Genomic DNA, 11,443 nt, shown 5'->3' with positions numbered 1-11,443 from the left:
CGGCCGCGGTCGCGGTCTTGGCTTCCTTGCCGTCGACGATCACCTTGCAGCTGACCGAGCCGCCGTCGGGGCCGGCGGTCGCGGTGAACTGGGCACCGGCGAGGAATCCGGTGGCTTCGACGGTCTTGGTCCACGGCACCGCGGCCGAGGTCTCGGTGTTGATCAGGATCGTGTTGCGGTCGAAGGTGCTGTAGTCGATGTCGACGGCCTTCGCGTCCCCGCTCACCTGGTAGACGATGGTGTGGTGCTGGGTGGCCTGCTCGTTCACGTCGTTGACGACCTTGCCGATCACCACGAGCCACAGGAGGCTCACGACCAGGGCGAGCAGCGACAGGACGACGCCGGCGATCGAGAGGCCCTTGTTGGTCGCCTTCCCGGCCCGCACTCTGGCGATGCCGACCGCCGCCAGGATCAGGCCGAGCACGGCCAGGGGCCAGGCGACCACCCCGGCGACCGGGATCGGCGCGATCACCAGCCCGATCAGGCCGAGGACGAACCCGGCCGTGCCCAGGCCGTTGCGCGGCGGCGCCGCCTGCGGAGCGGGGTGCTGCTGGAGCGGGGTGTAGTCGGTCATCGGGGTTCCCTTTCGCCTCTGCTTGACGGCGAGAAGGAAACCAGCGGCGCGGTTCCGCCCGCGTCGTCCGCAGGCCTCGACCGCGTACGACGAAAGTCGTCACCGCCCGGGCGGTGAAGGAGCGGAACGGCTGATGGGGACGCGGTGGCCACCTCGTACGCTGACCCCATGGGACGGTCCGTGCTGGGCGTGCTGTGCACCGTGCTCGCAGTCGCCGCGAGCATCGTGACGGGCATCGTCAACGTGTCGCTGGAGCTCAGCTTGCCCGGCACCGACGAACTGCACGTGACCGCCGCGGTGGTGCTCGGCTGGTTCCTCGGGCTCGGCGCGTCGATCATGCTGGTCTGGCGGTGGCGCTGGCCCCTGGTGGTGACGGGCATCGCGGTGGTGCCGCCGTTGCTGCTGGTGTCCGACTCGCTGGCCGCGTTGATCGCCCTCGCCGCCCTCGCGACCCGCTTCGCCGGCTGGTGGCGCTGGAGCGCGGCGGCGCTCGTGTTCGCCGCGACCGGGCTCGCGGTGTGGCGCGACGCGAGCCGCCCCGTGGACATGTCGCTGATCGAGGCCTGGATCTCGACCGAGACGGCCGGTGCCAAGCTGATCGGCGTCGTCGTCACCGCGGCGGTCTACACGGCGGTCCCGCTCACCCTGGGGATCGTCCGGTACAGCCTCACCGAGAAACGGCGCCTGGCCGCCGAAGAGGCGGCCCTGCGCGACCAGGTCGCGCGCCGGGAGGAGCAGGCGCGGATCGCCCGCGAGATGCACGACGTCCTCGGGCACCGGTTGTCCCTGCTTTCGCTGCAGGCGGGCGCTCTGGAGGTCACCGCGACCGCGACGCCGGACGCCGCGGAGGCGGCCAAGACGGTGCGGACCACCGCCCGGCAGTCGCTCGACGACCTGCGTCAGGTGATCGGGGTGCTGCGCGGCTCGGGCTTCGCCGACCGGGCCCCCGGCGGGCCCGCTGAGCCGCCCCAGCCGACGCTGGCCGACATCCCCGACCTGGTCACCGGCGCCCGCCAGGCCGGCCTGGCGGTCAACGTGACGATCCTGCTCGACCAGGCGTCGACGGCCCCCGCCCCGCTCGGCACCGCGGCGTACCGGATCCTCCAGGAGGCCCTGACCAACGTGCTGCGGCACGCACCGGGAGCACCGGCGGAGGTGCTGGTGCGCGGCGGTCCGGGCCCGGGGCTGTCGGTCGAGGTGTTCAACCCGCTGCCGCCGCACCCGGTGCCGTCGCCGGGCTCGGGCACCGGCCTGACCGGCGTCAACGAGCGGATTTCCCTGCTCGGTGGTGCCCTTTCGGCGGGCCCGGTCGACGAGCGGACGTTCGGGCTGCGGGCCTGGCTGCCGTGGGCGGCACCGGCGCCCTAGCATGGGCGGGTGAGCGTGCGCGTACTGCTCGTCGACGACGACCCGCTGGTCCGCACCGGACTGTCCATGATCCTGGGCAGTGCGCCCGATCTCCAGGTGGTCGCGGAGGCGGGTGACGGCGACGAAGCGGTCCAACAGGTCGCCCGGCACGCACCGGACGTGGTGATCATGGACATCCGCATGCGCAGGATGAACGGCCTCGTCGCCACGGCGGCGGTCCTGGCCCAGCCCCGCCCGCCGAAGGTCCTGATCCTGACCACGTTCGACCTGGACGAGTACGTGTTCGAGGCCCTGGCGGCCGGAGCGAGCGGGTTCCTCCTGAAGGAGGGCTCGCCGCAGGAGATCATCGAAGGCGTCCGGGTGGTGGCGAACGGCGACGCGATGTTGTCTCCGCGGACGACGAAGCAGCTGATCGGCCAGTTCGTGGCCGCGCGCGCGAACCCGCGGCGGTCGCAGGCCCAGGCGAAGCTGGAGCTGCTCAGCCGGCGGGAACGCGAGATCGTGACGGCGGTGGCCCAGGGGAAGCCGAACGCGCAGATCGCGGCGGAGCTGTTCCTCAGCGAGGCGACGGTGAAGACGCACATCACGCGGGCGTTCGCGAAGCTGGATGTGTCGAACCGGGTGCAGCTGACGATCTTCGCTTACGAAGCGGCGCTCGTGACGCCGTGAGTTCCCGCCGTAAAGCGGGCGGCACCCGCCACAGAACCCGGAGCTGCTCCCCGCCCTGCAGCACTACGCCATCGAGCGGGGACGCACCGATTCAGCCGAACTGCTCGCCACCTTCGTCGACCGGGATCCCTGAGCGAAGCCCGCTCACTTCGTACCCGCCGGCGCGGTCGCCACCGCGGACTCGCCGAACTTGATGCCCTTCGCCTCCTTGCCGATCGCCGTCAGCACCGCCACCGCGAGCAGGCCCGGGACCACCGTCCACACCAGCGCCGACGGGTAGCCGTGCGACTCCGCGATCGCCTGCTGGATCGGGAGGTTCAACGCCGCCAGGAGGTTGCCCAGCTGGTACGTCACGCCCGGGTAGAAGCCGCGGATCGCGTCCGGGGACATCTCCGTCAGGTGCGCCGGGATCACTCCCCACGCTCCCTGCACCATGATCTGCATCAGGAACGACCCCAGTGCCAGCATGCCCGCGCCGTGGTCGATCGCGAAGATCGGGACCACCGGCAACCCCAGCACCGCCGCCGTCACGATGGTGCGGCGGCGGCCCAGTTTCTCCGACAGCGTCCCGAACACACACCCGCCGATGATGGCTCCGACGTTGTACAGCACCGCGATCCACGTGCTCGTCGACGCGCTCAGGCCCGCGCCGCCGTTGTCGTGGGCCTTCAGGAAGCTCGGGTAGACGTCCTGGGTGCCGTGGCTCATCCAGTTGAACGCCGTCATCAGCAGGATGAGGTAGCCGAAGCGGCGGATCACCTTCGGGTTGAGCAGGATGTCCTTGACCGACGTCCGGGTCACTTGCAGCTTCTCGCGCGCGGTCTGCCAGACCTCCGACTCGCGGACGCGCGCGCGGATCAGCAGGCTGATCAGCGCCGGGAAGATGCTCAGCACGAAGATCCAGCGCCACTGCAGGCCGAGCGCCGAATGGAACAGCAGGTACGCCAGCGCCGCCAGCAGGTAGCCGATCGAATAGCCGACCTGCAGCAGGCCCGAGAAGAAGCCGCGGCGCTCGACCGGGATCTTCTCCATCGCCAGCGCCGCGCCCAGGCCCCACTCGCCGCCCATGCCGATGCCGTAGACGAACCGCAGCACCAGCAGCACCGCGTAGTTCGGGGCGAACGCGCACAGCAGGCCGGCCACCGAATACAGCAGGACGTCGGCCATCAGCGGGATGCGGCGGCCCACCCGGTCGGCCCACAGGCCGAACAGGAGCGCGCCGACCGGGCGCATCACCAGCGTCGCCGTCGTGATGAACGCCAGTTGCGTGGCCGTCGCTCCGAACGACTTGTCCTTCGCGATGTCCGCCAGGACGAACACGACGAGGAAGTAGTCGAACGAGTCCATGCTCCAGCCGAGCAGGGCGGCGAGGAACGCGTTGCGCTGGTCCGAGGTAAGCGCTTTCCGATCCGTCACGTTCGCCCCGTTCCGTCGGTTTCCCACCGGAAGACCTCGGGTTCGGTTTAGCACCCACCGCCCCGGGCGGGCAAGAGGATCAGAGCGCGACGCGCGTGCGGACCCGGCGGCCGACGTCCCGGGCCCACGCCTTGATCCGGTCCCAGTCGCGGAAGTCGCCGGCCCGCCGGCCCGACGCCAGCAGCTTCGGGATCAGCCCGCGCACGGTCGCCGGGTCGAGCCGGCCGCCGAAGGTGGCGGTGCGCTCCGCGTCGATGCGCGCGGCCAGCAGCGCCACGTTCGCCGGCAGGCTGACCTGGTGCGTGGCCGCGCCGGGGCCGCACGGTCCGCTGTGGAACAACCACACCGGGCGCTCGGCGAGCGCCCGGGCGTTGCGTTCCAGCAGCCGGACGGCTTCCGGCCGCCACCGGTGGTAGTACAGCGCGCTGCCGACGACGACCGCGGCGTAGTGCTCGACGCCGGCCACGTCGGCGGCGTCGCGCACGTCGACGGTCAGGCCCGCGTCACCGAGCTCGGCGGCGATGACCTCGGCGATCTGCCGGGTTCCGCCGTGACGCCCGGCGTAGGCGACGAGGACTGCGGTCATGCGCTCCATTGTCGGCCCTCGCGGGCCGGACTGCCCCGCGGGTTGCGCACGATCCGCCGAACGGGCGCTTCCACACTACTCTCCGCGGTTCTCACGGCGGCGGCAGGAACGCGGGTCGCTCCGCCGGGTCGGGTTCGTCGTAGTAGCGGTGGAAGACCGCGGTCTGCCCGCCCGACATCGGCGGCACGATCCAGCTCCACTCCGCGGGGCACCGGCGTCCGGCCCGCTCCTCGCGTTCCAGGTGGGACAGGAACCGGTGCGACTCGGTGTGGTGGTCGGCCATCGTGACCCCGGCCGCGTCGAAGGAGTGCTGCACCGCCAGCGTCAGCTCCACCACCGCGCGGTCGCGCCACAGCGTGCGCTCGGACGTGGTGTCGAGGCCCATCAGCTCCGCGATGACCGGCAGCAGGTCGTAACGCTGCTCGTCGGCCAGGTTCCGGGCACCGACCTCGGTGCCGAGGTACCAGCCGTTGAACGGCGCCGCCGGGTAGGTGACGCCGCCGATCTCCAGCGGCATGTTGCTGATCGCCGGCACGGCGTGCCAGCGCAGCCCCAGCCCGGCGAACCAGCGGTGGTCGGGGTGGGTCAGCGGGACCTCCAGCACGGCGTCCGGCGGCAGCGTGAACAGCCGCGGCTCGCCCGGCGCGGCCTCGATCAGCAGCGGCAGGACGTCGAAGGAGCCCCTTCGCTCCGGCGGCCGCCAGCCGAGTCTTCGCACCTGCTCGGTGAACTCGGCGTACCGCGGGTCGCCGAGGACCGAACCGTCTTCGAAGCGGTACCCGGCGTACCGGATGAGCTGCTCGTTGTGGATCCGCGGGCCCGGCGTGTCCGGGGTGTCCGGTGCGAACACCGTGACCGTCGGCCGGATCCGGCCGCCGCGGGTGGCCTGGCGGAGGTGGGCGACGCACTCGCCGGCGATCGCGGCGGGGTCGGTGACCCGGCGGCGGTCCCGGATGCGCAGGCTGCGCCAGTACAGCCGGCCGATGCAGCGCGCCGAGTTGCGCCACGCGATGCGCGCCCCGTACGCCAGCTCGGCGGGCGTGTGCCGGTAGGTGCCGGTTTCCATGATTTCCGCGCGCACCTGCGCCAGCCGGTCCTCGAACCGCTCGCCCTCTTCCGCGGCCCCTTCGGCGAACATCCGGTCCAGGAATTCCTCCGCTTCCGCGGAATTGACGCACTGCTCCTCCGAGACGCGCTGCGGGTAGAGCGGCAACGAGGCCGTCACCCGCTCGGGTGTAACGGTCATCGCGGTTCCCCACTCTCCGAAATCGCGATCTGCAGCCCGACGAAAAGGTCCACCGTTCCTCCGAGGGTCGCCGACGACACCGAGGACCGGAAGTCCCCACTGCCCTGGGAACTCCGGTCAGGCGGGGGAGGATACCCCACGTTTCGCGAGGCGGGCTCCGCCACTCGTGAACGGCGTCCCGCCGATCCCGGAATTCCAGCACACCCCGGCCGTGGTTGAAAAAATAACTGCTACCAAGAGTTATTCGGACATGGCACAGCGCATTTCCCGTCAATCGATCACTTCGGGCGGCAAAAGCCGCGTGATCGTTTCCCGTGCGACCGGGTACGTCTTTTCGTGGGCATTCGCCGAACGGCCTTCACCGGGGGCGGCCGTCCGTGTACGCGCGCCCGCGTTAGAGTCGCGGGGTTCGGCAGAGGAGGACGTTTCGTGAAGGCCAGGCGGATCCCCGTGGTTCTCGTCGCCGGGTTCCTCGGCGCGGGCAAGACGACGCTGCTCAACCACCTGCTCGCCAACCGCGAAGGCGCCCGGGTCGGCGTCGTGGTCAACGACTTCGGGCAGGTGAACGTCGACGCGCTGGCCGTCGCCGGCCAGGTCGACACGATGGTCTCGCTCGGCAACGGGTGCCTGTGCTGCGCGGTCGACGCCGGCGGGCTGGACGCGATGCTCACGAAGCTGTCGAGCGCGGAAGCCGGCATCGACGTCATCGTCGTCGAAGCCAGCGGCATCGCCGAACCCCGCGACCTCATCCGGCTGATGATCGCCAGCGAGAACCCGGACATCCGCTACGGCGGACTGGCCGAGGTCGTCGACGCCGCCGAGTTCGAAGCCGCCCGCGAACGCCACCCCGAACTGGCCGACCACCTGCGGCTGGCCGACCTCGTCGTGCTGAACAAGGCCGACCGGGTGCCCGCCGAGGCCCTCGCGAAGCTCGCCGCGACCGTCGAAGAGCTGGCGCCGGGCCGCCCGCTGCTGGTCACCGAGCACGGGCGGGTCGACCCGCGGCTGTTCTTCGACCCGGAACCGCGCGGCGAGCGAGCCGGGCAGCTGTCGTTCGACGACCTGCGCGAGGACGACCACGACCACTCGCGGCACCTGCACGCCGAGTACCAGACGGTCACCTTCACCGCCGAGACGCCGCTCGCGCCGCGCGCCTTCGTCGAGTTCCTCGAGCGGCGCCCGGCCGGGCTCTACCGGATGAAGGGCCAGGCCGACTTCGGCCCCACCGGCCCGGAAGCGCGCTTCCACCTGCACACCGTCGGCGGGTTCGTGCAGCTGGACCGGTCGGCCTGGCCGCCGGGCGAGCCGCGCCGGACCGAGCTAGTGCTGATCGGCGCGGGGATCGACACCGACGCCGTGCTCGCCGAACTGGGCCGCTGCCTCGCCGAGGACCCGGACACCGTGGACGAGCGCGGCCTGCTGCACATCCTGCGCTACCTGCCCGACCAGGCCTGACCGCGCCGCCACGCCGAAGATCGGCAAATGCGCCGCCGTCCCGGCCACCGCGACGGACACTGACCGCCATGACGACCACCGCGGTGAGCGCACCACGCTGGTACCTGGTCGGCGTGCTGCCCGAAGACGTCCCCCTGGCCCACCTGATGACCCGCTCCGGCGACCTCCGCTACCGGCGTTCGGCCTGCGGGGCACGCGAGTCCCGCAGCTGGAAACCGGTCGACCTGACCACGTCCGAGCTCGCGCCGTGCCCGGAGTGCGTCGCGACGCTCTCCGGCGTCGATGCGGACCGGGGCCAGCTCGCCCTCGACTTGCCGGTCTAGGCGGTCAACGTCCGCGCGAGCCGCTTCGCGGTGTCGAACGGCTGCGAGTCCTGGGCGACGACCGACGTGACCGCGGCACCCTCCAGCAGGAGCATCAGCTCGTCGGCGAGGGCATCGGCGCGCCCGGGAACGCTGCGCCGGAGCTGCGCCCGCAGGTAGCCGTGCAACGCCGTCTTGTGGTGACGGACCACTTCGCGCACCGGATCGGCCGGGTCGGGGAACTCCGAGGTCGCGTTCAGGAAGGCGCAGCCGCGGTAGCCGTCGCGCGAAAGCCAGGCCTCGTAGGCGTCGAACACCGCCAGCACCCGCTCCCGCGGATCGGGGTGCGCGGCGGTGATCCGGTCGATCTCCTCCTGCCACCGCCGGTCGCGCTCCCGCAGGTACGCGACGACGAGCCGGCTCTTGGACCCGAAGTTGCCGTAGAGGGCCGCCTTCGTCACCCCGGCCGCGGCCGCCACCGTGTCGACGCCGACGGCGTGGATGCCGTCGCGGTAGAACAGCGCCGACGCGGCCTCGAGCACCTTCGCGCCCGCATCGCCGGGACGGGTCCGGGCCACGGTCATCCTCCGAACAGATTGGTATGGTCTGCTACCTGCGGTGACTCTACCATCACTTGACACCAGACAGACCTGTCTGTTTGGTGGAGACAGTGGTGACGCAGACGAAGACGGGAAGCTGGGCGTCCACGGCCGCGGTCGGCGCGGTCGTGATCGCCCTCTGCTACGGGTTCGCGCGCTACGCGTACGGGCCGTTCGTGCCGCGGTTCAGCGAGACGTTCGGGCTGACGACGGTCGGTGTGGGCGTGCTCGGCGGCCTGTCCACCGCGGGGTACGGCCTCGGGTTGCTGCTCGCGCCGAGAACTTCGGCGCGGTCGGCACGCGGCACCGTCCTGCTGGCCGCGACGTCGGCGACGGCCGGGCTCGCGCTGATGGCGCTGGCCCCGCACGTCGCGGTGTTCGGCGCCGGGATCGCCGTCGCGGGAGCCGGCGCGGGCCTCGTCTCGCCGGGCGTCGCGCAGCTGATCGGCGAGACGGTCGGAACGCGCACCCGCGACCGGGCGCAGACCTGGGCCAACACCGGGACCGGCCTGGGGCTGGCCGCGTCGGCGTTCACTCCCCTGCTGGCGTTCGGCTGGCCGGTGATCTGGGCGGCCTTTGCGGCGCTCGGCGTGGCGGTGACGCTGCTCGCCTGGCGGACGTTGCCACGGCCGCCAGGCGTCCCGGCGGCCTCCGGGACCGGCCACGGGATGGTCCCGCTCGTGGTCAACTCCGCCCTCATCGGCGTGACGAGCGCGCCGTACTGGACGTTCTCCACCTCCCGCCTCGCCGAAACCGGGCTGAGCCCGGTGGCCGCGACCTGGTGCTGGGCCACGATCGGCGGCGCCGGGTTGCTCGGCGGCCTGGCGGGCCGGGCGGCCGGGCGCGTGGGCCTGCGGACGGTCAACCTCGCGACCTGGACGCTGGCCGCGGCGGGCATCGCCCTGCTCGCCCTGCCGGATCCGGGCGTGCCCTTCGCGCTGCTGTCCGGCGCGCTGTTCGGCAGCACCTACATGGCGCTGACCGGGCTGTGCATCCTGTGGGCGGCCCGCCTGTTCCCCGAGCGGCCCGCCCGGGGCATCACGTGGTCGTTCGCCGGGCTCGGCGTCGGCCAGACCGTGGCCTCACCCCTGGCCGGCGCGGCGGCCGCGGGCCTCGGGTCCGCGGCGGTGTTCGGGCTGACCGCGCTGCTCGCGCTCACCGCGTGGAGCCAGCTCCACCCCCGCCTCGGGCCACCCTGATCACGTCTTCTTCGCGCGGCTCGGCGCCACCCGCGGCGGCTCGTTGGGCATCTTCGGGTACACCGGCGGCCACGGCGCGTCCATCAGCCCGGCGGCCAGGTCGCGTTCGGACATCGCCAGCAGCGGCTCGATCGACTGCGGCCGCTCCCCCGCGCCCGCCCACGGATCGCCGCGCTCGGCCACCCGCGCGGGCACCGTGCTCAGCGTGAGCGTGTCGGGCTCGACGGTGTCCAGTTCGTCCCAGCCGATCGGCGTGGACACCTGGCCGCCGGCGCGCGGGCGCACGCACCAGGTGCCGAACACCGTCTTGTGCGGGGCGTTCTGGTTGAAGTCGACGAACACCCGCGTGCCGCGTTCTTCCTTCCACCACTGCGCGGTGATCTTCTCCGGGTGGCGGCGTTCGAGGGCCCGCGCCAGCGCGACCGCGGCGGCCCGCACCTGGAAGCCGTCCCAGCGCGGCTCGAGCATCACGTACAGGTGCAGCCCGCGCGAGCCCGACGTCTTCAGGTGCCCCTCGATGCCGTGCTCGGCCAGGAACTCCCTGGTCAGCATCGCGGCTTCGCGCAGCTCGTCGAAGCCGATGCCGGGCGAGGGGTCGAGGTCGACGCGCAGTTCGTCGGTGACCTCGGGGGTGTCGGCGAGGTAGGGCCAGACGTGGAAGCCCAGGCAGCCGAGGTTCACCGCCCAGAGGATGTGGGCCAGGTCCTTCGCCACCAGCGCGTCGCTCGTCGTGCCGTTCGGCGTCGAGACGACGGTGGTGGTCAGCCACGGCGGCGCGCCCTTCGGGACGCGTTTCTGGAACCAGTTCTTGCCGCCGGCGCCGTCCGGGTAGCGCTCCAGCAGCAGGGGGCGGCCGCCGAGCCGGGCCAGCAGCGGCCCGGACACCGCCCGGTAGTACTCGACGAGGTCGAGCTTCGTTTCGCCGCGTTCCGGGAAGTACACCTTGTCCGGGCTGCTGATCTTGACCTCGACGCCGTCGGCGTCGAGCAGGACCGCCCCGCTCATCGCGCCTCCCCGAACAGTTTCGCGAGCTCGGCGGGCGGTGCCTCGTCGAGCTGGGCGTACGTGCAGGACTCCGGCGTGCGGTCGGGCCGGAACCGGACCAGCCGCCCGCCGTGCCGGAACCGGCCGCCCTGCAGGTGCTCGTAGCGGACCTCCGCCACCCACTCCGGCCGCAGGGGCTCCCACGAGAGGTCCTTCTGCGGTGCCCACCGGCTGTTCGCGCCCGGTTGCCGCCCAGGCTCGGGCTCGTACTCGGCCCAGGACCGCCACGGGTGGTTCTCGAGCGCGTTTTCGCGCAGCGGCGCCAGCTCTTCGACCAGCTCGGCCCGCCGGGCCTTGGTGAAGCTGCTGGCCACCCCGACGTGGTGCAGGACGCCCTCGTCGTCGAACAGCCCGAGCAGCAGCGAGCCGACGCCCACGCCGTCCTTGTGCCAGCGGAAGCCGGTGACGACGCAGTCGGCCGTGCGCTCGTGCTTGACCTTCAGCATGACGCGCTTGTCCTGCTCGTACGGCAGGTCACCGGGCTTGGCCATGACACCGTCGAAACCCGCGCCTTCGAACCGGGTGAACCAGTCCTCGGCCTGCGCCGGGTCCTCGCTCAGCGGGGTCAGGTGGACGCGCTGCAGCCCTTCGGCGGTCGTGGAGAGCACGCTTTCGAGCTGCTTGCGCCGCTCACGGAAGGGCTCCCCGGTGAGGTCGGTGTCGCCGAGGGCGAGCAGGTCGAAGGCGATGAAGCTGGCCGGCGTCTCCTCGGCGAGCTTGCGCACGCGCGACGCCGCCGGGTGCAGCCGCAGCTGCAGCACCTCGAAGTCGAGCCCCTGGGGCGTGACCAGCACGATCTCGCCGTCGACGACGCAGCGGGGCGGCAGCGCGGCGGCCAGCAGCTCCACCAGCTCGGGGAAGTAGCGGGTCAGCGGGCGGTCGTTGCGGGAGCCGAGCTCGATCTCGTCGCCGTCGCGGAACACCACGCAGCGGAAGCCGTCCCACTTCGGCTCGTACAGCAGCCCCGGTGCACGAGGTACCTCGT

The 11,443-nt window shown here is 72.1% G+C and carries 12 protein-coding genes; 5 read left to right on the top strand and 7 right to left on the bottom strand.

Annotated features, from left to right (window positions below; genetic code table 11):
- A partial coding sequence (locus CCN39_RS32225) for an MmpS family transport accessory protein (protein ID WP_086848426.1) occupies positions 1–574 on the bottom strand: 574 nt, incomplete at its 3' end.
- Positions 575–742: 168 nt separating this feature from the next.
- On the opposite strand from CCN39_RS32225, the gene CCN39_RS32220 reads away from it, so the two are divergent.
- Entirely contained in the window at positions 743–1,942 is a 1,200-nt protein-coding gene (locus tag CCN39_RS32220) for a sensor histidine kinase (protein WP_208630477.1), read from the top strand.
- Between the two features lie 9 nt (positions 1,943–1,951).
- The gene (locus CCN39_RS32215) at positions 1,952–2,611 is read left to right on the top strand and encodes a response regulator transcription factor (RefSeq protein WP_086848424.1); all 660 of its coding nucleotides are present in this window, start codon (positions 1,952–1,954) and stop codon (positions 2,609–2,611) included.
- 144 nt (positions 2,612–2,755) lie between these two features.
- Here the strand turns inward: CCN39_RS32215 and CCN39_RS32210 are convergent, their stop codons facing one another.
- The 3 genes from CCN39_RS32210 to CCN39_RS32200 all read right to left on the bottom strand — a co-directional run bounded on the left by CCN39_RS32210 (position 2,756) and on the right by CCN39_RS32200 (position 5,859).
- Positions 2,756–4,027: an MFS transporter gene (locus CCN39_RS32210; protein WP_086848422.1), complete on the bottom strand. Its 1,272-nt coding sequence runs from the start codon at positions 4,025–4,027 to the stop codon at positions 2,756–2,758.
- Positions 4,028–4,106: 79 nt separating this feature from the next.
- Entirely contained in the window at positions 4,107–4,613 is a 507-nt protein-coding gene (locus CCN39_RS32205; protein WP_086848420.1) for a flavodoxin domain-containing protein, read from the bottom strand.
- 91 nt (positions 4,614–4,704) lie between these two features.
- Entirely contained in the window at positions 4,705–5,859 is a 1,155-nt protein-coding gene (locus tag CCN39_RS32200) for a nitric oxide synthase oxygenase (protein ID WP_279629596.1), read from the bottom strand.
- Between the two features lie 429 nt (positions 5,860–6,288).
- Here CCN39_RS32200 and CCN39_RS32195 point away from each other — a divergent pair, with 429 nt between their 5' ends.
- Entirely contained in the window at positions 6,289–7,314 is a 1,026-nt protein-coding gene (locus CCN39_RS32195) for a CobW family GTP-binding protein (RefSeq protein ID WP_086848416.1), read from the top strand.
- A 68-nt stretch (positions 7,315–7,382) separates the two neighbouring features.
- A complete protein-coding gene (locus CCN39_RS32190) occupies positions 7,383–7,637 on the top strand; it encodes a hypothetical protein (RefSeq protein WP_086848414.1) in 255 nt (84 codons plus the stop codon).
- Here the strand turns inward: CCN39_RS32190 and CCN39_RS32185 are convergent.
- Complete coding sequence (locus tag CCN39_RS32185) at positions 7,634–8,200, bottom strand: TetR/AcrR family transcriptional regulator (protein ID WP_244211090.1); 567 nt, start codon at positions 8,198–8,200, stop codon at positions 7,634–7,636. The two genes, CCN39_RS32190 and CCN39_RS32185, sit on opposite strands and share 4 nt — an antisense overlap.
- Before the next feature lie 89 nt (positions 8,201–8,289).
- Here CCN39_RS32185 and CCN39_RS32180 point away from each other — a divergent pair, with 89 nt between their 5' ends.
- Positions 8,290–9,414 carry an MFS transporter gene (locus CCN39_RS32180; RefSeq protein ID WP_244211089.1) on the top strand — a complete coding sequence of 375 codons (1,125 nt, stop codon included), beginning with the start codon at positions 8,290–8,292 and terminating at the stop codon, positions 9,412–9,414.
- Here the strand turns inward: CCN39_RS32180 and ligD are convergent, their stop codons facing one another.
- Entirely contained in the window at positions 9,415–10,419 is a 1,005-nt protein-coding gene (gene ligD, locus CCN39_RS32175; RefSeq protein ID WP_086848411.1) for a non-homologous end-joining DNA ligase, read from the bottom strand.
- A partial coding sequence (locus tag CCN39_RS32170) for an ATP-dependent DNA ligase (protein ID WP_143264233.1) occupies positions 10,416–11,443 on the bottom strand: 1,028 nt, incomplete at its 5' end. The genes CCN39_RS32170 and ligD, both read right to left, overlap by 4 nt.

It is taken from the genome of Amycolatopsis kentuckyensis, from assembly GCF_002155975.1.
Lineage (GTDB): Bacteria > Actinomycetota > Actinomycetes > Mycobacteriales > Pseudonocardiaceae > Amycolatopsis > Amycolatopsis kentuckyensis.
The sequence above is the reverse complement of the archived record's forward strand: the minus strand, read 5'-3'. Positions and strand labels throughout refer to the sequence as shown.

Bases quoted from the DNA above. Each gene is read 5' to 3' on its own strand.
- CCN39_RS32190 (WP_086848414.1), top strand. From the start codon at position 7,383: ATGACGACCACCGCGGTGAGCGCACCACGCTGGTACCTGGTCGGCGTG.
- CCN39_RS32185 (WP_244211090.1), bottom strand. From the start codon at position 8,200: ATGACCGTGGCCCGGACCCGTCCCGGCGATGCGGGCGCGAAGGTGCTC.
- ligD (WP_086848411.1), bottom strand. From the start codon at position 10,419: ATGAGCGGGGCGGTCCTGCTCGACGCCGACGGCGTCGAGGTCAAGATC.
- CCN39_RS32200 (WP_279629596.1), bottom strand. From the start codon at position 5,859: ATGACCGTTACACCCGAGCGGGTGACGGCCTCGTTGCCGCTCTACCCG.
- CCN39_RS32220 (WP_208630477.1), top strand. From the start codon at position 743: ATGGGACGGTCCGTGCTGGGCGTGCTGTGCACCGTGCTCGCAGTCGCC.
- CCN39_RS32205 (WP_086848420.1), bottom strand. From the start codon at position 4,613: ATGACCGCAGTCCTCGTCGCCTACGCCGGGCGTCACGGCGGAACCCGG.